The sequence below is a fragment of the Pseudomonas sp. 1L-C-7-B-C1 genome (assembly GCF_057291635.1).
The window spans coordinates 75,665-101,654 of sequence record NZ_JBXAWH010000017.1 but is presented as its reverse complement, the minus strand read 5'-3'; the positions used below and the strand labels follow the sequence as shown (position 1 = coordinate 101,654).

At 60.6% G+C, this 25,990-nt stretch carries 21 protein-coding genes and 1 pseudogene; 19 read left to right on the top strand and 3 right to left on the bottom strand.

The window, feature by feature from the left end:
* Nucleotides 1-142: 142 nt before the first annotated feature.
* The 6 genes from dibA (at nt 143) to AC0Z8Z_RS23485 (ending at nt 6,311) form a co-directional block, all read left to right on the top strand.
* The gene (gene dibA, locus AC0Z8Z_RS23510; protein WP_485620705.1) at nt 143-2,065 is read left to right on the top strand and encodes a phosphodiesterase DibA; all 1,923 of its coding nucleotides are present in this window, start codon (nt 143-145) and stop codon (nt 2,063-2,065) included.
* Nucleotides 2,066-2,268: 203 nt separating this feature from the next.
* Nucleotides 2,269-2,451, top strand: a complete 183-nt coding sequence (gene oscA, locus AC0Z8Z_RS23505) for a sulfur starvation response protein OscA (protein ID WP_065990977.1) — start codon at nt 2,269-2,271, stop codon at nt 2,449-2,451.
* An 80-nt stretch (nt 2,452-2,531) separates the two neighbouring features.
* Nucleotides 2,532-3,542, top strand: a complete 1,011-nt coding sequence (locus tag AC0Z8Z_RS23500) for a sulfate ABC transporter substrate-binding protein (protein ID WP_485620704.1) — start codon at nt 2,532-2,534, stop codon at nt 3,540-3,542.
* Nucleotides 3,543-3,611: 69 nt separating this feature from the next.
* The gene (gene cysT / locus AC0Z8Z_RS23495; RefSeq protein ID WP_172610085.1) at nt 3,612-4,433 is read left to right on the top strand and encodes a sulfate ABC transporter permease subunit CysT; all 822 of its coding nucleotides are present in this window, start codon (nt 3,612-3,614) and stop codon (nt 4,431-4,433) included.
* A gap of 12 nt (nt 4,434-4,445) precedes the next feature.
* On the top strand, nt 4,446-5,318 hold the full coding sequence (cysW, locus tag AC0Z8Z_RS23490; RefSeq protein WP_074890084.1) for a sulfate ABC transporter permease subunit CysW: 873 nt from the start codon (nt 4,446-4,448) through the stop codon (nt 5,316-5,318).
* A gap of 3 nt (nt 5,319-5,321) precedes the next feature.
* Entirely contained in the window at nt 5,322-6,311 is a 990-nt protein-coding gene (locus AC0Z8Z_RS23485; protein ID WP_485620703.1) for a sulfate/molybdate ABC transporter ATP-binding protein, read from the top strand.
* Between the two features lie 221 nt (nt 6,312-6,532).
* On the opposite strand, the gene AC0Z8Z_RS23480 is transcribed toward AC0Z8Z_RS23485, so the two are convergent.
* On the bottom strand, nt 6,533-7,069 hold the full coding sequence (locus AC0Z8Z_RS23480; protein WP_485620702.1) for an Mpo1 family 2-hydroxy fatty acid dioxygenase: 537 nt from the start codon (nt 7,067-7,069) through the stop codon (nt 6,533-6,535).
* A 106-nt stretch (nt 7,070-7,175) separates the two neighbouring features.
* On the opposite strand from AC0Z8Z_RS23480, the gene AC0Z8Z_RS23475 reads away from it, so the two are divergent.
* Entirely contained in the window at nt 7,176-7,886 is a 711-nt protein-coding gene (locus AC0Z8Z_RS23475; RefSeq protein ID WP_485620701.1) for a Crp/Fnr family transcriptional regulator, read from the top strand.
* 12 nt (nt 7,887-7,898) lie between these two features.
* On the opposite strand, the gene AC0Z8Z_RS23470 is transcribed toward AC0Z8Z_RS23475, so the two are convergent.
* Nucleotides 7,899-8,906 (bottom strand): AraC family transcriptional regulator, encoded by a 1,008-nt coding sequence (locus tag AC0Z8Z_RS23470; protein WP_122624361.1) that lies wholly within the window; start codon nt 8,904-8,906, stop codon nt 7,899-7,901.
* Between the two features lie 110 nt (nt 8,907-9,016).
* On the opposite strand from AC0Z8Z_RS23470, the gene AC0Z8Z_RS23465 reads away from it, so the two are divergent.
* The 11 genes and pseudogenes from AC0Z8Z_RS23465 (at nt 9,017) to AC0Z8Z_RS23415 (ending at nt 22,850) form a co-directional block, all read left to right on the top strand.
* Nucleotides 9,017-10,087: a fatty acid desaturase gene (locus AC0Z8Z_RS23465; RefSeq protein WP_485620700.1), complete on the top strand. Its 1,071-nt coding sequence runs from the start codon at nt 9,017-9,019 to the stop codon at nt 10,085-10,087.
* Nucleotides 10,088-10,379: 292 nt separating this feature from the next.
* Nucleotides 10,380-10,961: an alpha/beta hydrolase gene (locus AC0Z8Z_RS23460; RefSeq protein WP_485620699.1), complete on the top strand. Its 582-nt coding sequence runs from the start codon at nt 10,380-10,382 to the stop codon at nt 10,959-10,961.
* A 135-nt stretch (nt 10,962-11,096) separates the two neighbouring features.
* A pseudogene (locus AC0Z8Z_RS23455) lies at nt 11,097-11,912 on the top strand (sigma 54-interacting transcriptional regulator); the annotation flags it as partial.
* A 216-nt stretch (nt 11,913-12,128) separates the two neighbouring features.
* Nucleotides 12,129-12,917 carry a MetQ/NlpA family ABC transporter substrate-binding protein gene (locus AC0Z8Z_RS23450; RefSeq protein WP_485620698.1) on the top strand — a complete coding sequence of 263 codons (789 nt, stop codon included), beginning with the start codon at nt 12,129-12,131 and terminating at the stop codon, nt 12,915-12,917.
* Between the two features lie 306 nt (nt 12,918-13,223).
* Nucleotides 13,224-14,117, top strand: a complete 894-nt coding sequence (locus tag AC0Z8Z_RS23445; protein ID WP_485620697.1) for a TauD/TfdA dioxygenase family protein — start codon at nt 13,224-13,226, stop codon at nt 14,115-14,117.
* A gap of 14 nt (nt 14,118-14,131) precedes the next feature.
* On the top strand, nt 14,132-15,013 hold the full coding sequence (locus AC0Z8Z_RS23440; protein ID WP_463582539.1) for an ABC transporter ATP-binding protein: 882 nt from the start codon (nt 14,132-14,134) through the stop codon (nt 15,011-15,013).
* Nucleotides 15,014-15,052: 39 nt separating this feature from the next.
* Nucleotides 15,053-15,919 (top strand): ABC transporter permease, encoded by an 867-nt coding sequence (locus tag AC0Z8Z_RS23435; RefSeq protein ID WP_485620696.1) that lies wholly within the window; start codon nt 15,053-15,055, stop codon nt 15,917-15,919.
* 87 nt (nt 15,920-16,006) lie between these two features.
* The gene (locus AC0Z8Z_RS23430) at nt 16,007-17,041 is read left to right on the top strand and encodes an ABC transporter substrate-binding protein (RefSeq protein ID WP_485620695.1); all 1,035 of its coding nucleotides are present in this window, start codon (nt 16,007-16,009) and stop codon (nt 17,039-17,041) included.
* A 465-nt stretch (nt 17,042-17,506) separates the two neighbouring features.
* Nucleotides 17,507-18,646: an efflux RND transporter periplasmic adaptor subunit gene (locus AC0Z8Z_RS23425; protein ID WP_485620694.1), complete on the top strand. Its 1,140-nt coding sequence runs from the start codon at nt 17,507-17,509 to the stop codon at nt 18,644-18,646.
* Entirely contained in the window at nt 18,643-19,713 is a 1,071-nt protein-coding gene (locus AC0Z8Z_RS23420; RefSeq protein ID WP_485620693.1) for an efflux RND transporter periplasmic adaptor subunit, read from the top strand. The genes AC0Z8Z_RS23425 and AC0Z8Z_RS23420 overlap by 4 nt, the downstream gene beginning before the upstream one ends.
* On the top strand, nt 19,710-22,850 hold the full coding sequence (locus tag AC0Z8Z_RS23415) for an efflux RND transporter permease subunit (protein ID WP_485620692.1): 3,141 nt from the start codon (nt 19,710-19,712) through the stop codon (nt 22,848-22,850). The genes AC0Z8Z_RS23420 and AC0Z8Z_RS23415 overlap by 4 nt, the downstream gene beginning before the upstream one ends.
* Nucleotides 22,851-23,018: 168 nt before the next feature.
* Here AC0Z8Z_RS23415 and AC0Z8Z_RS23410 read toward each other — a convergent pair whose 3' ends face one another.
* Nucleotides 23,019-23,468 (bottom strand): hypothetical protein, encoded by a 450-nt coding sequence (locus AC0Z8Z_RS23410; protein WP_485620691.1) that lies wholly within the window; start codon nt 23,466-23,468, stop codon nt 23,019-23,021.
* A gap of 317 nt (nt 23,469-23,785) precedes the next feature.
* Between AC0Z8Z_RS23410 and AC0Z8Z_RS23405 the strand changes: the two genes are divergently transcribed.
* Complete coding sequence (locus tag AC0Z8Z_RS23405; RefSeq protein ID WP_485620690.1) at nt 23,786-25,987, top strand: glycoside hydrolase; 2,202 nt, start codon at nt 23,786-23,788, stop codon at nt 25,985-25,987.
* Nucleotides 25,988-25,990 lie beyond the last annotated feature (3 nt).

Here is a 25,990-nt window from a genome sequence, read left to right as displayed (position 1 = left end):
TACGGATCCGCCTGAACGGACCCTGAGACAGAAGGGCGCATTATCACTTAGCTCACAGATAAAAACAGTCGGTGTTTCAGAGAAGCGTCGCAAGATGTTTCTTGTTCTATAATTTCCGACTTTCGCAAGGTCGTTTCTATTTATGTCGAGCATTACCCGGGATGCGCTACGCACCGCAACGTTGTACGGGGTTGTGTCGATGGTGTGGCTGGCGATCAACGACTACTTGCTGCCGCGGCTGATTGAAGAGCCGACCGTACTGGCACGGGCGCAGCAGACCGGCGGTTACCTCTGGCTGGCCCTTAGCGCACTGCTGATTTATCTGGCTCGCTCGCGACTGCTGGGCTTCATGGGCGTCGCCGAGCTGGCGCGCCGGGATGAGGACATGCAGCGTTTGCGACTGGCAGCGGCCGTGTTCGATACCACGCTGGAAGGCGTGCTGGTCACCGATGCCACAGGCGTGATCGTGCATGTGAATCGCGCCTTCAGCGAGATCACCGGGTATCAGCAGGACGAAGTGCTGGGTTTGCGCCCGAGTACGTTCAAATCAGGGCGCCATGGCCCTGAATTCTACGAACGCATGTTCAAGACCATTCTCAGCGCCGGGCAGTGGAGCGGCGAGATCTGGAACCGGCGCAAAAGCGGCGAGATCTACCCGCAGTGGCAAAGCATTCGTCCGATCAGGGATGAGCAGGGCGAGATCACTCAATTCGTTGCGGTGTTTTCCGACATTTCTTCGATCAAGCATTCCGAGCGCGAGCTGGCGCATCTCGCCCATTACGACCCGCTGACCGGTCTGCCCAATCGCCTGCTGTTCACTGACCGTGCCGAACAGGCGCACACCCACGCACGTCGCAACAAGCGCAGCCTGGCGCTGTTGCTCGTCGATCTGGACCACTTCAAGCACATCAACGAAAGCCTCGGCCACAGCGCCGGGGACGAAGTGTTGAAAGCTGCTGCCGAGCGCCTCCAAATTCATCTGGAGAAGGGCGTCACGCTGGCGCGGCTGGGCGGCGACGAATTCGCGATTCTGCTCGAAAACGCCCAGCAGGTCGCTCAATCCGCCGAACTGGCGCAGACCATTCTGGAGGGATTGCGTGAGCCTTTTATGGTCAGCGGGCAATCGCTGTTTCTGACGGCCAGCGTCGGCATCAGCATCTTCCCCTACGATGCGCTGACCGCCGAACAGCTATTGCGTAATGCCGACGCCGCGCTGTCTCAGGCCAAGCATCAGGGGCGTGAAAGCTACGCGATGTACACCGCCGAATTGACTGCCCATGCCCAGCGCCGCGTCGAGTTGGCCGCCGAGCTGCGACAGGCTGTCGAGGAGAACGAGCTGCGGGTGTTTTATCAGCCGATTCATAACCTCCACAGCCGCTGTATCGAGGGCGTTGAGGCGTTGGTGCGCTGGCAGCATCCGGCGCGCGGTATGGTCTCGCCCGGTGAATTTATCCCCATCGCCGAGCAAAGCGGGCTGATCGCCGACATCGACAACTGGGTGCTGACCGAAGCCTGTCGGCAGATGGGGGAGTGGCTTGCGGAGGGCGTGGCGATCTCCTACGTCGCGGTCAACGTGTCCAGTCGACTGTTTGGTCGTGGAGATCTTGATCGTCGGGTGGCCAAGGTGCTGGACGAAACCGGCCTGGCATCGGAGTTTCTGGAGCTTGAGGTCACCGAAAGCGCGATCATGGACGACCCCGACCAAGCCATCGAACAGATGCACCGACTGCGGGACCTGGGGCTGAAATTGTCTATCGACGATTTCGGCACAGGGTATTCGTCGCTGCTGCGGCTCAAGCGCATGCCGGTCCAGAAACTCAAGATCGATCAGGGGTTTGTGGCCGGATTGCCGGACGACGATGACGACATCGCGATCGTCAACGCCATCATCGCTCTGGCACGGGCCATGGGCATGCGCGTGCTGGCAGAAGGCATTGAGCAGGCCAATCAAGCCGGCTTCCTGCTCAAGCACAACTGTGAACTGGGCCAGGGCTACTGGTTTGCGCGGCCCATGCCGGCGGAACAGATCGACTGGCACCATGCGCCGGTTTTTGTCTCTGCTTAAGACGGCAGCATGGCCACCGCTTACAGGTCCCATCGCCGCTTTTAAAGCGGCTGGCTGAACACACCCTCCGTAAATGCCTTTTGGTTATATCTGAATTCTTAAATAGTCTTTTTAAGAATATCTCTGCGTCTCTAATATCGCGCTCACGCCACCAGCAGCGTTTGCCCCCACGCTGCGGCAAAAATCTTTCAAGGAGCATGAACATGAGCGCATCTCTACGTAGCGTTGACGGCCAGGACGAAGCAAGCATTTTGCGTGAAATTCAAAGCGCGCTGCGTGACCTGCGCTTTGGCGCGGTTGAGATCACGGTGCATAACGCGCAGGTGGTCCAGATCGAGCGCAAGGAGAAATTCCGCCTGCAGAATCCGAGCAACAAGCAGGGTTGAGCCACGTTCCCGCATGACGAACACCGCATGACCTAAAACTAGAAAAAGCCAACAGCACCATTTGTCCAGGAGCCTGATTCATGTCCATTCGTCGTTATGCGCTGGCCGCGCTCGCCAGTGCGGTGTTTGCCGGTTCTGCTGTCGCCAAGGATTTCACCCTGCTGAACGTCTCGTACGACCCTACGCGCGAGCTGTATCAGGACTACAACGCCGAATTCATCAACTACTGGAAAAAATCCCATCCGGGCGACACCGTTAAGATCAACCAGTCCCACGGTGGATCGGGCAAGCAGGGCCGCTCGGTGATCGACGGCTCGCCCGCCGACGTGGTGACCCTGGCGCTCGCCGGCGACATCGACGAAATCGCCAAGCTGGGCAAGACCATTCCCGCGGACTGGCAAACCAAGCTGCCGGACGCGAGCACCCCGTACACCTCGACCATCGTGTTCCTGGTGCGCAAGGGCAACCCGAAAGGCATCCACGACTGGGGCGACCTGATCAAGGACGGCGTGTCGGTGATCACGCCCAACCCAAAGACCTCGGGCGGCGCGCGCTGGAATTTCCTGGCTGCTTATGGCTATGGCCTGAAATCCAATGGTGGCGATGAAGCCAAGGCCAAGGAATACATCGGCAAGCTGTTCAAGCATGTCCCTGTGCTGGACACCGGTGCGCGCGGTTCGACCATCACTTTCGTCAACAACGGTCAGGGTGATGTGTTGCTGGCGTGGGAAAACGAAGCCTTTCTGGCGCTGAAAGAAGACGGCGGCGCCGACAAGTTCGACATCGTCGTACCTTCGCTGTCGATTCTGGCCGAACCTCCCGTGGCCGTCGTCGAGAAGAACGCCGAGAAGCACGGCACCACCGAGATCGCCACTGAATACCTCAAGCACCTGTACAGCAAGGAAGGTCAGGAAATCGCGGCGAAGAACTTCTATCGTCCTCGTGACACAGAAGTCGCGGCCAAGTACGAGAAGCAGTTCCCTAAACTGAATCTGCTGACCATCGATAAAGATTTCGGCGGCTGGAAGTCGGCTCAACCCAAATTCTTCGATGACGGCGGTGTGTTCGATCAGATCTACATCCCGCAGTAACTGCAGCGCCCCCACGGAATAAAAGGACCCGGACTCGTTCCGGGTAACGTGTGTAAACCAAGGACTTTTATGTCGCGACGCATATCCCCCGTCATACCCGGCTTCGGGCTGACGCTGGGCTACACATTGGTGTACCTCAGTCTGATTGTGCTGATACCGCTTGCGGTCATGTTCATCCACGCGTCCCAGCTGAGCGCCGTTCAGTTCTGGAACATCGTCACGGCGCCTCGCGTGCTCGCAGCGCTCAGGCTGAGTTTCGGTACCGCGTTTTTCGCGGCGATCATCAACGGCGTCATCGGCACGCTGCTGGCCTGGGTGCTGGTGCGTTACACCTTCCCCGGTCGCAAGATCATCGACGCGATGATCGATCTGCCCTTCGCATTGCCCACCGCCGTGGCCGGTATCGCGCTGACCGCGCTGTACGCGCCGAATGGTTTCATCGGCCAGTTCGCTGCCGACATGGGCATCAAAATCGCTTACACCCCGTTCGGCATCACCCTGGCGTTGACCTTCGTCACCCTGCCGTTTGTGGTGCGCACGGTTCAGCCGGTGCTGGCGGACATCCCCCGGGAAGTCGAAGAAGCCGCGGCGTGCCTTGGCGCCAAACCTCTTCAGGTGTTTCGTCACATCCTCGTGCCGGCCTTGTTGCCTGCCTGGCTGACCGGCTTTGCGCTAGCCTTTGCCCGGGGTGTCGGGGAGTACGGCTCGGTGATTTTCATCGCCGGCAACATGCCGATGAAGACCGAGATCCTGCCGTTGCTGATCATGGTCAAGCTCGACCAATACGACTACACCGGCGCCACGGCGATTGGCGTGATGATGCTGCTGGTGTCGTTCGTGCTGTTGCTGCTGATCAATCTGTTGCAGCGACGCATCGAAACCCCTAACTGAGGAGGCGCACCTATGTCTGATTCATCGCTCATTGCTGCGTCCTCCGCCAATGCTGCCCGTCGTGGCAGCGCGGTGTCGCGGCGCATTCTGATCGGCCTTGGCTGGTTGGTCTTCGCGTTCTTCCTGTTGCTGCCGTTGGTGGTGGTGATAGGCCAGGGCTTGAGTAACGGCCTCGGCGGATTCTTCGCGGCCATTCTGGAGCCCGACGCGCTGTCGGCCCTCAAGCTCACCGTGTTCGCGGTGCTGATTTCGGTGCCGCTCAACGTAGTCTTCGGCGTAGCCGCGGCCTGGTGCGTGAGCAAATACTCGTTCCGCGGCAAGGCAATTCTGGTCACGTTGATCGACCTGCCGTTCTCGGTCTCACCAGTAATCGCCGGTTTGATTTACGTGCTGATGTTCGGCGCCCGTGGCGTGTTCGGCCCCTGGCTTCAGGACCACGACATCCAGATCGTCTTCGCCCTGCCGGGCATCGTGCTGGCGACCATCTTCGTGACGGTGCCGTTTGTGGCCCGCGAACTGATCCCGCTGATGCAGGAGCAGGGCACCCAGGAAGAAGAAGCCGCGCGCCTGCTGGGTGCCAATGGCTGGCAGATGTTCTGGCACGTAACCGTCCCCAACATCAAATGGGGCCTGATCTACGGCGTGGTGCTGTGTACCGCGCGGGCCATGGGTGAGTTCGGCGCGGTGTCTGTGGTCTCGGGCCACATTCGCGGCGTGACCAATACCTTGCCGCTGCATGTCGAGATTCTCTACAACGAGTACAACCACGTGGCTGCATTTGCCGTGGCGAGCCTGTTATTGATCCTTGCGCTGTTCATCCTGCTGCTCAAGCAGTGGAGCGAAGCGCGCATTAGCCGTCTGCGCAAAAACGCGGCGGAGGAATAATTCATGTCGATCGAAGTCCGTAACGTCAGCAAGAATTTCAACGCCTTCAAGGCCCTCGACGGCATCAGTCTGGATATCCAGAGTGGCGAGCTCGTGGCGCTGTTGGGCCCGTCCGGCTGTGGCAAGACCACACTGCTGCGCATCATTGCCGGGCTGGAAACGCCGGACAAAGGCAGCATCGTGTTCCACGGCGAGGATGTCTCCGGTCACGACGTGCGTGATCGCAACGTGGGTTTCGTGTTCCAGCACTACGCGCTGTTCCGCCACATGACGGTGTTCGACAATGTCGCCTTCGGCCTGCGCATGAAGCCGAAGAACCAGCGCCCGAACGAGAGCCAGATCGCCGTCAAAGTGCATGAGCTGCTGAACATGGTGCAGCTGGACTGGCTGTCGGATCGTTATCCGGAGCAATTGTCGGGCGGCCAGCGTCAGCGGATTGCCCTGGCCCGTGCGTTGGCGGTTGAGCCCAAAGTGCTGCTGCTGGACGAGCCGTTCGGCGCGCTGGATGCCAAGGTGCGCAAGGAACTGCGTCGCTGGCTGGCGCGGTTGCACGAGGACATCAACCTGACGTCTGTGTTCGTGACCCACGACCAGGAAGAGGCGATGGAAGTCGCGGACCGGATCGTGGTGATGAACAAGGGTGTGGTCGAGCAGATCGGCTCGCCCGGCGATGTCTACGAGAACCCGGCCAGTGATTTCGTGTATCACTTTCTGGGTGATTCAAACCGCCTGCACCTGGGCGATGACAACCACGTGTTGTTCCGCCCCCATGAGGTGTCGTTGTCCCGGCATGAAGTAGAAGGGCACCACGCAGCGGAGGTACGGGACATCCGTCCGTTGGGCGCCACGACCCGTGTGACGCTGAAAGTCGAAGGGCAACCCGAGCTGATCGAAGCGGAAGTCGTGAAAGACCACGACAGCCTGACCGGACTGGCGCGGGGCGAGACGTTGTTCTTCAAGCCGAAGGTCTGGCAGAAGCGGGAGAGTATTTAAGCGCTCTCTGATCAAATGGACAGCTCGGCCACCGCGCTGTCTGGGGGTAAATACACATCTTGTGGGAGCGAGCTTGCTCGCGAAGAGGCCATTACATCCGCTAGATTTTCAGCGGCTGGAATCCAGCCTTCGTGAGCAAGCTCACTCCCACATTCCTTTATCCGCAGGAACATCAGCGATGTCCTTCGACGATCGATCTGACTGGTTGTTAAAACACAGTTCTAAACCGCAGCCTTCTTCAGATCCCGCCGGTGCGTCTTGCCCACTCGCGCCTCGATGGCGTGCTGCAACTTCTTTCTCATTCCCAGCAGAAAAGCCGCTTCGGCGACGACAAACAGCGGGCCGATGATCAGGCCTGTGAGGTCGTCGACAAACGCCGGCTTGCGGCCCTCGTAATGATGGCCCACAAACTGAATCGCCCAACCGAGCACGAACAACCCGACGCCGGCGCTGAGCCAGACCATGGTGGTCTGTTGCGCCAGGCTTGCGCCGAGCCACAGGCACAGCGCAAGCAGGACACCCATCAGTACGCCGAAGAAGGCATCCAGCCGCAGGTAGAAAAGCGTCGCGGCCAGACTCACCAGCAAGGCGGGGGACACCCAAATCCCGCCGAGGGACCAACTGGTCCAACCGGGGCGTGACAACAGCACGGCCACCGCAATCACGATCAGGGGAATGCCGACGAAGTGGGTGACGATATTGCGGGTGTCGCGGTGGTAGGCCGCGTACTGGCTGAGGTGATCGACGAGGTTTTTCATTGTTATTCCTCTATGGATGCGTGGATCATGCCGCTGATTTTTTCGGCTGAGCCCGCTGGACAGTTCAGCCTGCAACAAAAACGCCGGCTATCAAAAGGAGATTCACATGACGAATGGAACCCAATGGCGCTCATGGTTTATCAACGACCGATGGTTCCGCGATCTGCCTGCGCTGTTGCAGGATAGCTTGCTGACCGGCATGCGGCAGCGCCGGGTGACGCCCGGCAAATCAATCTTCCAGCGCGGTGATCCGGCGCCTGGCCTGTACGCGTTGCTCACGGGCTCGTTGCGCATCAATCCCCTCAAACCGCAGCAAGCGGACATGCCCCCGGCAGAAGGCTATCGGCCGTTCTGGTTTGGCGAAGCCTCGCTATTCGACGACCTGCCCGCGACCCACGATGTGTTCGCCCAGGGCGCGGTCATTCTCCTGCACATGTCCCATGCGCCACTCAAGCAACTGCTGACAGATCACCCGCCGTTGTGGCGCCATTTTCGCGGGCTGCTGGGGCGCAAGCTCGGGCTCGCGGTGCCCGCCATTGAAGACATCACCCTGTTGCCCACCGAGGAACGGGTGGCGTTTCGGCTGCTGATGCTGGCCGAAGCCTATGGCGAGATGGACCGATCCGTGCGCAGCGTGCCCCTCGCCGACATGGCGTCCAATCGCTGCCTCGGGCTGAGCGGTGAGGTGGTCGAGCGGGTGTTGGGGCAGTTCGCCGAACGGCAGATCGTGCGCCGCGATCATGACCTGATCCATGTGCTGGACACCGAATGGCTACGCGAGACGGCCCTTCATCGGCTGACCGGCGCGGGCGTGTGAGGGCCTCATCGATCAGCGGTTCAAGCCTTCGCGATACTGACTGGGCGTCATGCCGGTCCAGCGCTTGAACGCGCGGCTGAAACTGCTGGTGTCCGCGAAGCCAAGCAGATAGGCGACTTCGCTGAGCGAGCAACCCGGGTCGCGCATGTGTTGCAGCGCCAGATTCTGCCGGCACTGATTGAGCAGCAAATCGTAGCGGCAACCCTCGTCGGCCAAGTGGCGCTGGAGGCTGCGCAGGCTCAGGTGCAGCGTGTGGGCGATGTGCTCGGCTGACGGTTCGCCTTCCGGCAGTTGGGCCTCGATGGCGCCCCGGACCTTGCGCTCCCAGGTCAGTGCGCTGAGTTGCTCAAGGGTGCGGTTGAGCACAGCCTCGTTATGCTCGGCCAGCTCCGGATTGGCATCGTCCAGATGGCTGTCGAAATCGTCGCAGGCAAAGCTCAGCAGGTTGTCCGCTGCGCCGAAGAACAGCGGCGCACGGAAGACGTCATGCCAGGGCTGCGGGTCTTCAGGCTGTGGCCGCATCAGGTGCACGGCCAGCGGCGCGTAATGACGTCCCAAGCGGTTGCGGCAAGTGCGCACATAGATCGCGGCGAAAGCGTCCATGGCCTCATTGGCCGGCATCGGACTGCCGTCGGGCACGCGGAAGCGAAACTCGTAACGCTCGTCCACACGTTCAAAGCTCATGACCAGCGCGTCGCTGACCACCGGGTGATAACGCACGATGCGCTCGAACACCTCACGCAACGAGCCGCTGGCGACCAGCGCGTAACCGAGCGCATGGAAAGTCGTCGGGCTGACGAACCGTGACACCCGCAAGCCCAGCGCCGGATCGCCGCTGGCCTGCACGGCGAGTTCCCAAAAACGGGTGGTCACTGTCACCGGGTATCGCGCGTTGGGATTATCCATCAGTTGCGGATCCAGGCCCGCAGCCTGGCTCAGCGCGAGACTGTCGAGGCCGAGGGCATCGAGTTGCTTGCGCAGGGCGCGGGTCCAGCTGGCGAGGATGCTCGGCTCAGGCATACAGGTTGGCGCTTCCGGTCTACAGATTGGCGTTCACGGTCAGGCAGCATCCCGGCTCAAGCGGCACAGTGGTGCCACGTCTCTTCATCCTGAAACCGGAGAATGGAAGCATGCAGGACACTTCTGCAAGTGCTGCCGGACTGAATGCACAACAACGATCAGCGCATATTCGCGCGGTGGTGTCCGCCCATGGCGCCGTGCTGCGAGAACGGTATCCAGTGCTGCGGCACCAGGACGCCATCGGCGCCGGCATTCTGTGTTTCGCACTCGCCGGCATGATCGGCAGCGCGGCGCTCTATCTCGGGGGTTACCTGGCCTGGTGGGCGTGTCTGCTGCTGAACGCGTTCTTCGCTTCGCTGACCCACGAGCTTGAACACGACCTGATCCACAGCATGTATTTCCGCAAGCAGCGCGTGCCCCATAACCTGATGCTGGCGCTGGTCTGGCTGGCGCGTCCGAGCACGATCAATCCCTGGATTCGTCGGCACCTGCACCTTAATCACCACAAGGTGTCCGGGACCGAGGCGGATATGGAAGAGCGCGCTATCACCAATGGCGAGCCGTGGGGCCTGGCGCGGCTGTTGATGGTGGGCGACAACGTCATGTCGTCGCTGATCCGCATGCTGCGGGCGAAAACCTGGGCGCATAAATTCAGCATTCTCAAGCGCACCCTGCGTGTCTATGCGCCGTTGGCCCTGCTCAATTGGGGCGCTTGGTACGTGTTTCTTGGCTTCCATGCCGCCAACGGCATTGCCGGCCTGATGGGCAGCTCGATTGACTGGTCGGCGAATACGCTGGCGGTCATGCACGTCATCGACGTCGCTGTCGTGGTTTTGGTGGGTCCGAACGTGCTGCGTACCTTCTGTCTGCATTTCGTCAGTTCGAACATGCATTACTACGGCGACGTCGAGATGGGGAATGTCATGCAGCAGACCCAAGTGCTCAATCCGTGGTGGATGTGGCCGCTGCAGGCGTTCTGCTTCAACTTCGGCAGCACCCACGGTATTCATCACTTCGTGGTGAAGGAGCCGTTTTACATACGCCAGATGACGGCGCCCGTTGCGCACAAGGTGATGGCCGAAATGGGGGTGCGCTTCAATGATTTCGGCACCTTCGGCCGGGCCAACCGGTTTGAACGGGTGGCCGAGAGTGAACCGGTGCTCAAGCCTGCGCGGGGTTAATACCTTGCGGCCCATTGCGCCAGTCTCGCCGGCTTGTGGGGAATTTCTCCGGATAAAAATTTCTGTAACAACCGTCCCTTAATCTCTGCTCATCCCCGGCGAGCTGGGGGCAGACAGCGTGATTCTCAGGGTCACCCCTTTAAGGCAGGGGGTGGCCCTCTTTTTTGGGCCGTCCCCTGAAGTTGCGGCATATATTTTCGAGCTATTAATAAATAGCTTCTTATTCTTTTTCGAATATATGTCCGATCCCTATACTCGCCCCCATGAACGCAGCATGCAGGAGGCGAAGGCCATGCATAACGAATCGATCCGTTACCTGATCGTGCCAGGCTGGCAAGGATCTGCCGACGACCATTGGCAAACCCACTGGCAGAACAGCCTGCCCAACAGCGTGCGTGTGGAGCAGGCCGACTGGCTCAAGCCGCGTCGAGAAGATTGGGTGGTTGAGCTGCAACGCGCTATCGCGTCTGACAGCACGCCGGTGATTCTCATCGCCCACAGCCTGGGTTGCGTGACCGTCGCCCATTGGGCGCAGCTGGCGCCACTGGCGAGTTTGCGTCAGGTGCGAGGCGCCCTGCTGGTGGCCCCCGCGGACGTCGAACGGCCCAATTGCCCGCCTGCCATTCGTAATTTCGCGCCGATTCCCGAGCACCTGCTGCCGTTCCCGACCCAAGTCGTCAGCTCGGACAACGATTCAGCCGTCAGCGCGTTGCGCGCGATGGAAATGGCCCGCAACTGGGGCGCGGAAATCGGCATCCTTAGCGGCGCGGGTCATATCAACGTGAAGTCCGGCCATCAACGCTGGGAACAGGGTTTCGCTTACCTGTACCGGCTGCAAGGCCGCATCGAGCATTTCAACCGCCGCCGCGCATGACCACCACTTTCGCGCCGGTCGTTGCGCCTGAGACCTCTTTTCTCACGGTCATTTTCGCCGCAGTGAACCGACAGGCGCTGCGGCCTTTTTTTTAAAAACGCTTCGGTCAATGGATGGCCGGGGCGGGAGCCTGCCATGAGCCTTTCCGACATTTCGAGCAACCCGCTGTTGACCTTCCCTGATGCTGAAAAAAGCCCGCTGAGCATCCGCGCCAATGCCTTGGTGTTCATCGATCCGCGATCGCGCCAATTGCGTGAAGAGATGGAGCTGCTGGCGCCGCTGGACTTGCCGGTACTGATCCGCGGCGAATCCGGCACAGGCAAGGAATTGCTGGCGCGTCATATTCACCGTGGCAGCGACCGGGCCGGGTTGTTCGTATCGGTCAACTGCGGCGCTATCAGCTCGACCTACGCCGACGCCGAGTTGTTCGGGTACGCCGCTGGCGCCTACAGCGGTTCTGCCAGCAGTCGGGCCGGCTGGTTCGGCTCCGCAACGGGCGGCACGCTGTATCTGGATGAGATCGCCGATCTGCCCATGGCCATTCAGATAAAGTTGCTGGCCGCGCTGGAGAACCACGAAGTCACCCGCGTCGGCGCCACGCAGCCCAGCCAGGTCGACGTCAGGCTGGTCGCCGCGACCAGCATCGATCTGCGCCTGGCTGTCGCCGCCGGCAAATTCCATGAGCGGCTTTATCGCTACTTGAACGAAGGACGCCTCGACCTGCCGGCGTTGCGCGAGCAGCCGGGCAACATCCTGCCGTTGGCCGAATACTTCCTGGGGATTTACAGCCAGCGCTTCGATTTCGAGATGCCGTTGATCAGCGAAGACGCGCAGCGGGTGCTCGAAGCCCATTACTGGCCGGGCAACACGCGGGAGCTGGAGAACGTCATCCACTTCGCGCTGCTGGTTAGCAGCGGCGCGGAGATCCTGCCCGAGCATCTGAATCTGCCTGTTCGCTGATGACGCCTCGGCCCTGGCGCCAAGCGGTGAGGTGGCAAAATGCTCACTGAGAACGAAAAAGCATAACCATCCGACTAAAAAGTATTGTCTCGGAATAAAAAATCTCGGTACTGTCCGCATCAGCCGCCACCCTGCCAAGGGGCGATCCCGCGGCAGACCGAAGACAAGTCGCCCACGAGGCGACCCGATTTCTACTAAGGACATCGCATGAAGAAGACGTTTTTGTTCACCGCACTGGCGGCTGCTCTCTCCCTGGGCATCAGCGCTGCTCAAGCGGCCGAGAAGCTCGTCGTGGGCGCTACCGCTGTTCCGCACGCCGAGATCCTCGAGCTGATCAAGCCTGAACTGGCCAAAGAAGGCGTGGACCTGCAGATCAAGGTCTTCACTGACTATGTGCAGCCGAACGTGCAACTGAACGAGAAGCGTCTGGACGCCAACTACTTCCAGACCAAGCCTTATCTGGATGGCTTCAACAAAGGCAAGGGCGCCACCCTGGTGACTGGCGTCGGCGTACACGTCGAACCGTTCGGCGGCTACTCGAAGAAGTGGAAGTCGATCGCCGAGTTGCCTGACGGCGCAACCGTTGCCATCCCTAACGAAGGCAGCAACGCCGGTCGCGCCCTGCTGCTTTTGCAGAAGAACGGCCTGATCACTCTGAAGGACCCGACCAACGCCTTGTCGACGCCGAAAGACATCGCTACCAACCCGAAGAAACTGAAATTCCGCGAGCTGGAATCGGCGCTGCTGCCGCGCGCGCTGGATCAGGTTGACCTGGACTTGATCAACACCAATTACGCGCTGGAAGCCAAGCTCAGCCCTAAAAAGGATGCGCTGATTCTGGAAGGTGCCGACTCGCCGTATGTGAACTACCTGGTGACCCGTACCGACAACGCCCATACCGACGCGATCGAGAAGCTGTCCAAGGCGTTGACCAGCCAGCAAGTCAAAGACTTCATCAACAAGAAGTACGACGGCGCGGTATTGCCGGCGTTCTGATGAAGGCCTGAACGCGCGATTGCAGCGCGTTCATTGATAAAAACGCGCTTGCCCATCGCTGTTCCCGCTCCGCTGACGCATTGTCATCGGGTGCAGGGAATGGTGCCGGGCAAGCGCGGTTTTTGCGTTCAGAGCTCATGGATCGTCAGCGTTCATCGGCTTGCGACTGCGCTGATGACGATGATGGCCGACGGCCGTCCCTAGGTCGTTCGGCGCTATGCATATGCTCTAACGATATTTAAAATTCGCTTCTTATAGCTTTAAAGTCCTCCCTCCTCAGCCACACCTTTTGGAGTCGGAGTTCTCATGCCAGCAGCCTCCCACGCTTCTTCCGCGCAAGCGCCCGGTCAGCCGTTCGATGTGCGTCCATTCGCCGAAAAGGTGGGCGCGGAAATCGTCGGTCTGGATCTGTCCCGTCCGCTCAACGACGCCGATTTTGCCCGCGTGCACCAAGCGCATCTCGATTACCACGTTGTCGTTTTTCGCGATCAGCACATCACTCCACAGCAACAGATCGATTTCAGCCGCCGTTTTGGCGTTCTACAGATTCACGTGCTCAAGCAATTCCTGCTCGCCCATCATCCCGAGATTCTGATCGTCTCCAATATTGTCGAGAACGGTCAGCCGGTCGGGCTGGGCGACGCTGGCAAGTATTGGCACTCGGATCTTTCCTACAAAGAGCTGCCGAGCCTGGGCTCGATGCTCTACGCACAGGAGCTGCCAAGCGAAGGCGGCGACACCCTGTTCGCTGACATGCACCTGGCCTGGGACACGCTGCCTGAGCACCTGCGCAAAGCCGTGGAAGGTCGCAGCGCCGTGCACAGCTACACCTCGCGCTACAGCCATGGGCATAACGCCGATAACTGGCGCCCGACCCTCAGCGCTGAACAGTTGGCCCAGGTCGCGGTAGTCAGCCACCCGATCGTGCGTACCCACCCGGAAAACGGGCGCAAGGCGCTGTTCGTCAGCGAAGGCTTTACGACCCACATCGTCGGCCTGCCGGAAGACGAGAGTCAGGCGATTCTGACTGAGCTGTACGCCCACAGCGTTCGTCCGGAAGGCGTTTACCGCCACAAGTGGCAGGAGAACGACATGGTGTTCTGGGACAACCGTTCGCTGATTCATCTGGCCGGTGGTACGCCCGATCACCTGCGCCGTCGCCTTCACCGCACCACCATTCAGGGCGATGCGCCGTTCTGATTCAGGAGAGCTCCATGAACGCTGTTCTGCAAAGCCACACGGCTAGCGATCGCTTGAACGCGCACCAGGCCAATCAGCCCACCGCTGAAGCGCTGCTGCAAGTACAGGGCGTCAGCCTTGAATACCGCACGCCGGAACGCGTGGTGCGGGCCACCCATCAAGTCAGTTTTGAAATCGATCCGGCCGACCGTTTTGTCCTGCTTGGCCCGTCGGGCTGCGGCAAGTCAACGCTGCTCAAGGCCGTGGCCGGGTTCATTCAGCCCAGCGAAGGGCAGATTCGTCTGGCCGGCCAGGAGGTAAAGGAGCCGGGGCCGGACCGAATTGTGGTGTTTCAGGAATTCGACCAGTTACCGCCATGGAAGACGGTGATCCAGAACGTCATGTTTCCGCTGCTGGCTTCGCGCACCCTTAAGCGTCGCGAAGCCGAGGAGCGTGCGCGGTATTACCTGGAGAAAGTCGGCCTGAGCGCTTTCGCCGATGCCTATCCGCATACGTTGTCCGGCGGCATGAAGGCGCGCGTGGCGATTGCCCGGGCGCTGGCGATGCAGCCCAAGATCCTGCTCATGGACGAGCCCTTCGCCGCGCTTGATGCGTTGACCCGTCGCAAGATGCAGGAAGAGCTGCTGGAGCTGTGGGAAGAGGTGCGCTTTACGCTGCTGTTCGTGACCCACTCCATCGAGGAAGCGCTGGTGGTGGGCAACCGGATTCTGCTGCTCTCGCCCCATCCTGGCCGCGTGCGCGCCGAGATCAACAGCCATCAGTACAACTTGAAGAGCCTCGGCGGCGTCGAGTTTCAGGCATCTGCGCAGCGCATCCACCGGCTGCTGTTCGACGAGGGCGAAGCGCCTGCGGTCGAGCCGGATCTGCGGTTTCAGGATGTTCGTATTGCCTACTGATCGCGGTTCGCCGAGCTGCCCCCTCAAGAGATTGCACCCATGAGCCTTTCACCCCCTCTGCGGGAAGAATACGAAGTCGTGCTGGAGCCTTTCACTCAGGAAGACCTGGCGCGCGACATTCCCCTCGCGCAACGCATCTGGCAGGTCAGCTGGGTGCGCAAGGCCGTCATCCTCGTCGCCCTGGCAGTCATCTGGGAAATCGCCGCGCGCATTCAGGGCAACGACCTGCTGCTGCCGAGCTTTCTGCAAACCGCTTCGGCGTTTATCGACGGCATCGCCAGTGGCGAATTGCTGACCAAGGTCTGGATCTCCCTGACGGTCCTGGTCAAGGGTTACCTGATCGGCATCGTCCTGGCGTTTGGTCTGACCACGCTGGCGGTGTCGACCCAACTGGGTCGCGACCTGCTCGGCACGCTGACGGCGATGTTCAACCCGTTGCCGGCCATCGCGCTGCTGCCGCTGTCGCTGCTGTGGTTTGGCCTGGGTGAGAACAGCCTGATCTTCGTGCTGGTGCACTCCGTGCTCTGGGCGCTGGCATTGAACACGTACGCGGGGTTTCTCGGCGTCTCTGAAACCCAGCGCATGGCCGGGCGCAACTATGGCCTCAAGGGCCTGCGGTTCGTCTGGTACATCCTGATCCCCGCTGCGCTGCCGTCGATTCTCGCAGGCCTGAAGATCGGCTGGGCGTTTGCCTGGCGAACCCTCATCGCCGCTGAACTGGTGTTCGGCGCGTCCTCGGGCAAGGGCGGTCTGGGCTGGTACATCTTCCAGAACCGCAACGAGCTGTACACCGACAAGGTATTCGCGGGTCTGGCGGCGGTGATCATCATTGGTCTGCTGGTGGAAAACCTGCTGTTCAGTAACGTCGAGCGCCTGACCGTGAAGCGGTGGGGCATGCAGCGCTGATCTGCTTTATCAAACGAACGCTCCGCCTTGTGGCCGCTGAATGGGCCATGAGTCCGTCACCCCTTTCGCCTTCATCGTGAGAAATGTATGGAATTTCTGAAAACAGCTGCACCTTTCAAACGCCCGACACTGACCGCGCTCGCCGCCGCCCTGGGTCTGGCTGGCGCTTTGTTGAGCAGCGGCGCTCACGCTGAAGGCAAGATCAGCATCGCCCAGCAGTTCGGCATCGGTTATCTGATTCTGGACGTCGTTCAGCAGCAGAAGCTGATCGAGAAGCATGGCAAGGAGCAGGGCCTGGACATCAAGGTCGACTGGAACAGCATCTCCGGCGCCACCGCGATGAATGAAGCCCTGCTGGCTGGCGCGCTGGACGTGGTGTCGGCGGGCGTACCGCCGATGCTGACCATCTGGGACCGGACCAAGGGCAAGCAGAACGTCAAGGCCATCGCCTCGCTGGGCTCGATGCCCAACTACCTGCTCAGCAACAACCCCAACGTGAAGACCCTCAACGACTTCACTGAAAAGGACCGCATCGCGGTGCCGGCGGCGGGCGTAGGGTTCCAGTCGCGTACGTTGCAGATCGAAACCGCCAAGCTGTTCGGGAACGACAATTTCAAGAAATTCGACAACATCTCCGTCAGCCTGCCGCACCCGGACGCCACGTCGGTGCTGATTGCCGGCGGGTCGGAGATCAGCGCGCACTTCTCCAGTCCTCCGTTTCAGTATCAGGAGCTGGAAAACCCCAACGTGCATAAAGTGCTGAGTTCTTACGATGTGCTGGGCGGCCAGGCAACGTTCAACGTGCTCTACACCACTCAGAAATTCCACGACGAAAATCCGAAGACCTACAAAGCGTTCTACGACGCACTGGCCGAGGCCGAGAAGATCATCAAGGCTGACAAGCCTGCGGCGGCGAAGACCTACATCGACGTCGAGAAATCGAAACTGCCGTTGCCGCTGGTGGAGAAGATCGTCTCCGACCCGGAAATCGACTTCACCGTCGTGCCCCAGCGCACGTTCATCTACGCCGAAAAGCTCCATGAGCTGGGTGTGCTGAAAAACAAGGCTGACAGCTGGAAGGACTTCTTCTTCGAAGAAGCCCACGGTGGTGCCGGAAGTTGATCCTCAACGTTGGTCGGTCTGTTTAGACCTGCCTGATGGGGGGCGGTGCGTCAGCCACACCGCCTTCGCGACCGTCGTAACCTCCGATTGCTCCTACAGGGATTTGCGCCCGACGCAGATGTCGGCTACGCCACAAATTGTAGGAGTGAGCTTGCTCGCGATTGCGGTGTGTCAGCCAACATTCATGTCAAAGACCCGCCGCTTTCGCGACCGTCGTAACCTCCGATTGCTCCTAAAGGGAATTTGCGTCCGCCCCCGACATTGGGCTTGGCACAAACTTGTGGGAGTGAGCTTGCTCGCGAATGCATTGTGTTAGCCCACGTCCCGGCATACATTGCGCCTGCGTTCCGCGCGCCCATATCAAGGTGGGTCAAGGAACCCTGATCAACGCTCACAGTCGCATGATCACATCGCTACGGCGTCCGGCGGCGCGGTGTCGCAACGGCATTGGCACAAGGAGCTTGCATGCCCGCCCAACCCCTCTTTTTTCATGGTCGTGTGACCGTTCTCTCCCTCGGTCTGTGCCTGGCCATTCTTGCTGGCTGTGAGAAGGAAAAGCCCCAGGAACCGGTGCGCGCACGCGTGCAGGCGCAGGAGGTCAAGACGGCCGATTTCGCCGCAGACGTGGCGCTGACCGGCGATGTTCAGGCGCGGGTGCAGACGCAACTTTCGTTCCGCGTGGGCGGCAAGATCATTCAGCGGTCGGTGGATGTTGGCGATCGGGTGTCGGCCAAACAAGTGCTGGCCAAGCTCGACCCCAAAGACCTGCAGACCAACGTCGACTCGGCCATCGCTGCCGTCGCCGCCGAGCAGGCCCGCGTGAAGCAAACCTCCGCTGCTTTCGTGCGTCAGGAAAAGCTCTTGCCCAAGGGCTACACCAGCCGCAGTGAGTACGACTCGGCACAGGCGCAATTGCACAGCAGCCAGAGCGCGCTCAAAGCCGCCCAGGCGCAACTGGCCAATGCCCGCGAGCAACTGAGTTATACCGCCTTGATCGCCGATGCGCCGGGCATCATTACCGCGCGGCAGGCCGAAGTCGGCCAGGTCGTGCAACCGACGGCACCGATCTTTAGCCTGGCCCGTGACGGCGAACGCGATGCCGTGTTCAACGTTTACGAATCGCTTTTTGTTAACCCGCCCACTGATCAGCCGGTGGAAGTCACGTTGCTGGACAACCCCAAGGTCAAGGCCGTCGGTAAAGTCCGCGAAGTCACCCCGGCCGTGTCGGCGCAGACAGGCACGCTGCAAGTGAAAATCGCGCTCGCCTCACTGCCGCCGGGCATGGACCTGGGTTCGGTGGTCAGTGCCGCCCTGAGCGTGCCGGCCAAAACCAGCGTCGAGCTGCCATGGTCCGCATTGACCAAAGGCCTGGGCGATCAGCTCGGCAAGCCAGCGGTGTGGGTGGTCGATGGCAACAACAAGGTCAGCCTGCGCGGCGTCACGGTTGGGCGCTATCTGACAGGCAAGGTGATCATTGTCGACGGTTTGAAGAATGGTGAAAAAGTGGTCGTTGCCGGTAACCAGTTGCTCCACCCGGACATGCAGGTGGAACTCGCCGATGTGTACACCGATCTCTCGAAACAGCCGTCGGGAGCCCAGCAATGAAGCGTCTGTCGGGAATCGTGTTGATCGGTCTGCTATTGAGCGCGTGCAGCAAGGAAGAGCCGCCGCCGGAACCGGTTCGGCCGGTCCTGTTCATCGAGGTGAAGCCACAGGCGCAGGAAAACCTGGGTCGCTTTGCCGGCAACATTGCCGCGCGCTATGAAAGCACCCTGGGCTTTCGCGTATCGGGACGCATCGCCCAGCGCAGCGTCGATGTCGGTGCACAGGTGAAGAAGGGCGACATGCTCGCCGTCCTCGACCCGACTGACCAACAGAATCAGGTGCGCTCGACCCAGGGCGATCTGGCCCGGGTCGAAGCCCAGTTGATCAACGCCCAAGCCAACGCCCGTCGCCAACAAGAGCTGTTCGATCGCGGTGTTGGCGCCCAGGCCGCGCTGGATGTCGCGGTCACTGACCTGAAAACCACGCAGTCGTCCTACGATCAGGCCAAGGCCGCGATGCAGCAGGCTAAAGACCAACTGAGCTACAGCGAACTGCGCGCCGATCACGATGCCGTCGTCACCGAATGGAAAGTCGAGGCCGGCCAGGTAGTCAGCGCAGGTGAGCAGGTGGTGACGCTGGCGCGCCCTGACATCAAGGAGGCAGTCATTGACCTGCCGGCGCAACTGGGTGAGCAACTGCCCAGCGACGTCGTGTTCACGGTCGCCAGCCAGTTGGAGCCGGAGATCAACACCACCGCGACGGTACGCGAACTCGAGCCCCAGGCCGAAAGCACCACCCGCACCCGTCGCGCACGTTTGACCCTGGCGGATACGCCAGCGGCCTTCCGTTTGGGTACGGCGATCAGTGTGACCCTCAGCTCGGCGATCAAACCGCGCATCGAGCTGCCCGCCACGGCCGTGCAGGAAGTCGACGGCAAGACCCAGATCTGGATCATCGACATGCAAAACCAGACAGTCTCGCCACGCGCGGTCAATATCGTCAGCCGCAGCAATGGCTCGGCGATCCTGGACGGTGGCGTCAACAACGGCGATCACGTGGTAACCGCCGGGGTCAACAGCCTCAAGCCGGGGCAGAAAATCAAAGTCGATAAGGAAAGCCCGCGATGAAAGGGACGTTCAACCTCTCCGATTGGGCAATCAAGCATCAGTCTTTCGTTTGGTACCTGATGTTCGTCGGCCTGCTGATGGGCGTGTTTTCCTACATGAATCTGGGCCGCGAAGAAGACCCTTCGTTCACCATCAAGACCATGGTCATACAAACCCGCTGGCCGGGCGCGACCGTGGACGAAACCCTGGAGCAGGTCACCGACCGCATCGAGAAAAAGCTCGAAGAACTCGACTCCCTCGACTATGTGAAGAGCTACACCCGGCCGGGCGAGTCCACGGTCTTCGTTTACCTGCGCGACACCACCAGCGCCGGGGCCATACCCGACATCTGGTATCAGGTGCGCAAGAAGATCGACGATATTCGCGGGCAGTTCCCTCAAGGCCTGCAAGGGCCGGCGTTCAACGACGAGTTCGGTGACGTTTACGGTTCGATCTACGCCTTCACCTCCGACGGCCTGACCCTGCGCCAGTTGCGCGACTACGTGGAGCAAGTGCGCGTCCAGATCCGCGACGTGCCGGGCCTGGGCAAAGTCGAAATGATCGGCGAGCAGGATGAAGTGCTGTACCTGAACTTCTCCACCCGCAAACTGGCGGCCCTGGGGCTTGATCAGCGTCAGGTCGTGCAGAGCCTGCAATCGCAGAACACCGTGACGCCCGCCGGGGTCATCGAAGCCGGGCCTGAGCGAATTTCGGTGCGCACCTCCGGCCAGTTCGCGTCGGAAAAAGATCTTGAGAACGTCAACCTGCGCCTCAACGATCGCTTCTATCGCTTGAGCGATATTGCCGAAATCACGCGCGGCTACGCCGATCCGCCCAAGCCGCTGTTCCGCTTCGACGGCAAGCCCGCCATCGGCCTGGCCATCGCCATGAAGAAGGGCGGCAACGTTCAGGAGTTCGGCAAGCAGCTGCATGAACGTATGAGCGCCGCGACCGCGGACCTGCCAATTGGCGTCGGCGTTCATGTGGTGTCCGATCAGGCGCAGGTGGTCGAGAAGGCCGTAGGCGGTTTCACCAGCGCGCTGTTCGAGGCCGTGGTGATCGTGTTGATCGTGAGCTTCATCAGCCTCGGCATGCGCGCGGGGCTGGTGGTTGCCTGCTCGATCCCGCTGGTGCTGGCGATGGTCTTTGTGTTCATGGAATACAGCGGCATCACCATGCAGCGTATTTCCCTGGGCGCCCTGATCATTGCCCTTGGCCTGTTGGTCGATGACGCGATGATCACGGTGGAGATGATGGTGTCGCGCCTCGAAAAAGGCGACACCAAAGCCCAGGCCGCGACCTATGCCTACACCTCGACGGCCTTCCCGATGCTCACCGGTACGCTGGTGACGGTCGCGGGCTTCGTGCCGATCGGCCTGAACGCCAGTTCGGCAGGGGAATACACCTTCACCCTGTTCGCTGTGATTGCCGTCGCCATGTTGGTCTCGTGGGTCGTCGCCGTGTTGTTTGCGCCGGTGATCGGCGTGCACATTCTCAGCGAGAACGTGAAGAAGCACGACGAGAACGCCAAGCCCGGACGCATCGCAAGAGCCTTCAACGGATCAATGTTCTGGGCCATGCGCCATCGCTGGCTGACCATCATCATCACGATCTTGCTGTTTGCCACGTCGCTGTTCTGCATGCGCTTTGTGCAGAACCAGTTTTTCCCTTCATCGGACCGCCCCGAGATTCTGGTCGACCTCAATCTGCCTCAAAACGCCTCGATCAACGAGACGCGCCGCGCGGTGGATAAGCTCGAAGCTTCCCTCAAGGACGATCCGGACATCGTCAGCTGGAGCACCTATATCGGCGAAGGCGCGGTGCGTTTCTACCTGCCGCTGGACCAGCAGTTGGAAAACCCGTATTACGCGCAGTTGGTGATCGTCAGCAAAGGGCTGGAAGAGCGCGGCGCGTTGACCGAACGTTTGAAAAAGCGCCTGCGTGATGAATTCGTCGGCATTGGCACTTACGTGCAGCCGCTGGAAATGGGGCCGCCGGTAGGGCGTCCGATTCAGTACCGGGTCAGCGGCGACAACATTGACCAAGTCCGCCAGCACGCCATCGAACTCGCCACCCTGCTCGACCAGAATCAACACATCGGCGAAATGATCTACGACTGGAACGAGCCGGGTAAAGTCCTGCGTATCGACATCAATCAGGACAAGGCGCGGCAGTTGGGATTGTCGTCCGAGGACGTTGCGCAACTGATGAACAGCATCGTGACCGGCTCGGCAGTGACCCAGGTGCGCGACGACATCTACCTGATCAACGTCGTCGGGCGTGCGGTGGATTCCGAGCGCGGGTCGCCGGAAACCCTGCAGAACCTGCAGATCGTCACGCCCCAGGGCACCTCGATTCCGCTGCTGGCCTTCGCCAATGTGCGTTATGAGCTGGAGCAGCCGCTGGTGTGGCGTCGTGATCGCAAACCGACGATCACGCTCAAGGCCGCAGTACGCGACGAGATGCAGCCGACCGATCTGGTCAAGGAGCTCAAGCCCGAGATCGACAAGTTCGCCGCCGGTTTGCCGGTGGGCTACAAGATCGCTACCGGCGGGACGGTGGAGGAGAGCGGCAAGGCCCAAGGGCCGATCGCCAAGGTCGTACCGTTGATGATCTTCCTGATGGCGACGTTCCTGATGATCCAGCTGCACAGCGTGCAAAAGATGTTCATCGTTGCCAGCGTGGCGCCGTTGGGGTTGATCGGCGTAGTGCTCGCGCTGGTGCCGACCGGGACGCCCATGGGCTTTGTGGCGATCCTCGGAATTCTTGCACTGATCGGCATCATCATCCGCAACTCGGTGATTCTGGTGACCCAGATTCACGAATACGAGGTGGCCGGTTATCTGCCGTGGGACGCGGTGGCGGAAGCGACTGAACACCGTCGTCGACCGATCCTGCTGACCGCCGCGGCGGCGAGCCTGGGCATGATCCCCATTGCCCGCGAAGTGTTCTGGGGGCCGATGGCCTACGCGATGATCGGCGGGATCATCATCGCGACCTTGCTGACGCTGTTGTTCCTGCCGGCGCTGTACGTGGCCTGGTACAAGATAAAGGAGCCGAGTGACGAGGAGCGGAGCAAGCACCAGGAGCGCCAACAGGAGGAGCAACATCGCCGTGATGACGATGCGGACGATGGCGCGTCTTCCCCTGCGCATTGATACCGGCGGTTGAGGCGGAAGCGGTCAAGTCCCACTGGAACGAGCCACGCACCCAGTGGGACCTGGCTTTAGCCGGGAAGGCGTTAAACATCACACCGCAAAACTGATGATGTACAAACTGCTTCTTTCCGGCTGGAGCCGTCCCCACTGAGTCGATGCCACGGCGCGCTATTGGATGAGTTGGAAATTTCTGAAATGTACCTGCCCTGCCTGAGCTTTTAACGTTTCAGGATCGCTGGCAGTGTGGACCTGTACAGTTACCGTACTGGCAGCGGTCGTTTTTCGATCGATATTGAGCGTGACTGGCTGCCACTCCTTGGTTGCTCCCGAGATGTCCGCGAACACCTCTGCTCCGTCCGGCGCGGTGACGAACGCCGCGTAACTGAACACCACGAAATCGCCGGGTTTTACGACTTCGCCTGCCCGGACCTCGAACGTCAACGCCGTGGGTTTATAACCGCCTTCCGGGATAGACTGGGACAGGCTGCCCGCCTTTGCCAGTTGAATGTAGTAACCCGCGCCATCTGGCTTGATCTCCCAGATATCCTCACTGGAGGTAGTAGTCCAAGGTTCTAATTCGCCGGATGCGAAGTCACCGTTTTCCAATAAATTACTCATCGTCGTTCCCTTGCTGATTGGCGATTGGCAGCCTGTGTTCATCAGACAACCGGATCGTGGTTGGCACTCATGGCGCGGGCCCAGTGTGTGCGCGGGAACAGGAAGGGGCTACTGTCAGAAATGACAGTCACGCAATCCATTTGAAATGGGCGAGGCGGTTTTTTGCGAGGCGGCTGAAGACCCCGCCGAGATTTAGGATCGGTCTGACAGACACTCACCTGTCCCTGCCTTACTGTGCCCCGCTGAATCTATTAGCGGGGCTCGACGTGCCATCTCTCTCAGTGCGCTTGTGTGTTTGCCTTATGGTTAGCTGGCTGATGATGTCCAGCAGTTCGGCCAAGACATTGGAAAACGACTTCTGGCGGGTGAACGTTGATCCGCAGACACTCGCGATCCGCGTCTCGCCAACCGGGCAACCTGCCTTGCAGGCATCAAGCGGGGTCAAGGCGCATCGCGTCAGTGAGCTCAAGGCTTCGCAGAACTCCCTCGCGTGGCAGTGGGACGACGGTGCCTGGCATCTCGAAGTCCGGCTGCAGCAACGCGACCTCTTGCTGACCATCAAGGCCCGGGATGCCGGTGTGCTGGAGTTCCTGAACCAGCCGGGCGAGGCCATGGGCAAGGCGCTGATCTGGCCGATGGCGGAGGGTCATTACGTCCCTCGGGGGGACAGTGTCTGGCAACAGTTTCTGGTGGCCCAGGGCGAGATCAACACCACACAGGACCTGAGCTTGCCGCTGTGGGGAATGGACCACGGCGCGTTCACCCTGACCTGGCTGTTGACCAACCCGTTCAACAATCGTCTGAGTCTGTATTCGCAGGGTGTCGCGCTGGGGTTGTCCGCCCGTCATGAGTTCACGGCGCTGGATGTCAGTGCGCCAATGACCCTTCGCCTGTCTCTGGACGCCCCCGATCCGCTGGCCGGTGCAAGGCGCTATCGACAGTGGCTCATCGACAATGGCGAATATCAGACGCTCGAAAGCAAGTTCGAGAAAACCCCGGAGGGGCGCAAGCTGCTCGGCGCCGCCCACGTGTATCTGTGGGGCAACGACTTGCTCGCGCCTGGGGACGTTAAATCATGGGAGCGCCTGACTCAGGTACTTGCGTCCAATGAGCCACTGGCCGTGCAACTGCGCAAGCGGCTGGATAACCAGGCCTTGGTTGCGCTGAGTGGAAGCCATGGGCAGTTGCAACACTGGCAACGGGTCGCCCTGCTGCGCAGTCTCAACAGCGCGCTCAACTCTGTCGCAAGGCAAGCCTGGCAACGTGATGCCCAGCCCGACATGTCGCGGTTGGCCTCGCGTTACAGCAAGCTCCGCGAGGAAGTTGCCCGCCTGTTCGTCGGCGCCCTTGCTGACGACCCGTCAACCTGGGGCGGCGCGCTGTCCCTTAAGGGAGTCAAAGATCTGCAAGCATCCGGTCTGTCCCGCCTGTGGCTTGGGCTCGGCGAAGGTTGGGAGGGTGGGCTCTGGCATCCAGAGGCCGTTCGCTCCGCCGTACAGGCAGGCTATCTGATTGCGCCCTATGACTCCTACGAAACGGCTCTGGCGACCCATGAAAATCCGGACTGGGTGACCGCTCACCTGGGCAGCGACGCACATCGTCAATGCGCCATCGTGCTGAAGGACGGCACGTTCAAGGCAGGTTTTCAGCAGTCCGGGCATTACACCGATCCACGTTGTGTCCGGCCGTTAATGGAGGCGCGAATTACGGCTGTACAGGCCGTCGCCGGTTTCAACAGTTGGTTTCTGGATGCCTACGCCACGGGGATGCTGTTTGACAGCTATCGCCCCGGCGCGACCATGACCCAGATGCAGAACGCCGCCGCCAATGTCAGTGCTTCGCAGTGGGTGGCTGAAGCCCGAGCGCTGCCCTCAGGTTCCGAGGACGGCAATGCTGTCACCGCCGCAGGCATCCTTTTCGCTCACGGCATGCAGACGCCGGTGATCGGCTGGGGTGATTCGGACCTCAGTCAGCACAAGTCCTCCCGCTGGTACCTAGGGAGTTGGTATCCACCGGAGCAGCCGGACGTGTTCTTCAAACCGGTGCCGATCAAGGAGCCTTATCGCACCGTTCACTTCAACCCGACGACCCGTCTGCCGCTGTATCAAACCGTATTCCATGGATCAGTCATCACGACTCACCACTGGCTGTTCGACAGCTTGAAACTGGTGAATGTCAGGCAGGACAACGAGCTCGCTCAACTGCTTTATAACGTGCCGCCGCTGTATCACCTGAGCAGCGCGACGCTGGCCGAGCGGTTGCCGGTGATGCAGCGACAGGACAGTTTTTTCAGGCCATTGCACGAGCGCCTTGGCAACCAGGCGATGACGGCATTTAGCTGGCTGACCCATGATCGACTGGTTCAGCAGACCACATTCGCGGACGGAACAAGGCTGGTGGCGAACTTCGATGGCACGCCGCGTGAGGCAGTGGGCCGTTCGTTTGCAGAGCATAGCGTGACGGCGTTTGGGCCTGACGGAGCGATCAGCGTTTATCACGTAACAGGGGAAGGCGGCTGATGC

Excerpts from the sequence above, each read along its gene's own strand:
- dibA (WP_485620705.1), top strand. The coding sequence starts at position 143 with ATGTCGAGCATTACCCGGGATGCGCTACGCACCGCAACGTTGTACGGG.
- oscA (WP_065990977.1), top strand. The coding sequence starts at position 2,269 with ATGAGCGCATCTCTACGTAGCGTTGACGGCCAGGACGAAGCAAGCATT.
- AC0Z8Z_RS23500 (WP_485620704.1), top strand. The coding sequence starts at position 2,532 with ATGTCCATTCGTCGTTATGCGCTGGCCGCGCTCGCCAGTGCGGTGTTT.
- cysT (WP_172610085.1), top strand. The coding sequence starts at position 3,612 with ATGTCGCGACGCATATCCCCCGTCATACCCGGCTTCGGGCTGACGCTG.
- cysW (WP_074890084.1), top strand. The coding sequence starts at position 4,446 with ATGTCTGATTCATCGCTCATTGCTGCGTCCTCCGCCAATGCTGCCCGT.
- AC0Z8Z_RS23485 (WP_485620703.1), top strand. The coding sequence starts at position 5,322 with ATGTCGATCGAAGTCCGTAACGTCAGCAAGAATTTCAACGCCTTCAAG.
- AC0Z8Z_RS23480 (WP_485620702.1), bottom strand. The coding sequence starts at position 7,069 with ATGAAAAACCTCGTCGATCACCTCAGCCAGTACGCGGCCTACCACCGC.
- AC0Z8Z_RS23475 (WP_485620701.1), top strand. The coding sequence starts at position 7,176 with ATGACGAATGGAACCCAATGGCGCTCATGGTTTATCAACGACCGATGG.
- AC0Z8Z_RS23470 (WP_122624361.1), bottom strand. The coding sequence starts at position 8,906 with ATGCCTGAGCCGAGCATCCTCGCCAGCTGGACCCGCGCCCTGCGCAAG.
- AC0Z8Z_RS23465 (WP_485620700.1), top strand. The coding sequence starts at position 9,017 with ATGCAGGACACTTCTGCAAGTGCTGCCGGACTGAATGCACAACAACGA.
- AC0Z8Z_RS23460 (WP_485620699.1), top strand. The coding sequence starts at position 10,380 with ATGCATAACGAATCGATCCGTTACCTGATCGTGCCAGGCTGGCAAGGA.
- AC0Z8Z_RS23450 (WP_485620698.1), top strand. The coding sequence starts at position 12,129 with ATGAAGAAGACGTTTTTGTTCACCGCACTGGCGGCTGCTCTCTCCCTG.
- AC0Z8Z_RS23445 (WP_485620697.1), top strand. The coding sequence starts at position 13,224 with ATGCCAGCAGCCTCCCACGCTTCTTCCGCGCAAGCGCCCGGTCAGCCG.
- AC0Z8Z_RS23440 (WP_463582539.1), top strand. The coding sequence starts at position 14,132 with ATGAACGCTGTTCTGCAAAGCCACACGGCTAGCGATCGCTTGAACGCG.
- AC0Z8Z_RS23435 (WP_485620696.1), top strand. The coding sequence starts at position 15,053 with ATGAGCCTTTCACCCCCTCTGCGGGAAGAATACGAAGTCGTGCTGGAG.
- AC0Z8Z_RS23430 (WP_485620695.1), top strand. The coding sequence starts at position 16,007 with ATGGAATTTCTGAAAACAGCTGCACCTTTCAAACGCCCGACACTGACC.
- AC0Z8Z_RS23425 (WP_485620694.1), top strand. The coding sequence starts at position 17,507 with ATGCCCGCCCAACCCCTCTTTTTTCATGGTCGTGTGACCGTTCTCTCC.
- AC0Z8Z_RS23420 (WP_485620693.1), top strand. The coding sequence starts at position 18,643 with ATGAAGCGTCTGTCGGGAATCGTGTTGATCGGTCTGCTATTGAGCGCG.
- AC0Z8Z_RS23415 (WP_485620692.1), top strand. The coding sequence starts at position 19,710 with ATGAAAGGGACGTTCAACCTCTCCGATTGGGCAATCAAGCATCAGTCT.
- AC0Z8Z_RS23410 (WP_485620691.1), bottom strand. The coding sequence starts at position 23,468 with ATGAGTAATTTATTGGAAAACGGTGACTTCGCATCCGGCGAATTAGAA.
- AC0Z8Z_RS23405 (WP_485620690.1), top strand. The coding sequence starts at position 23,786 with ATGATGTCCAGCAGTTCGGCCAAGACATTGGAAAACGACTTCTGGCGG.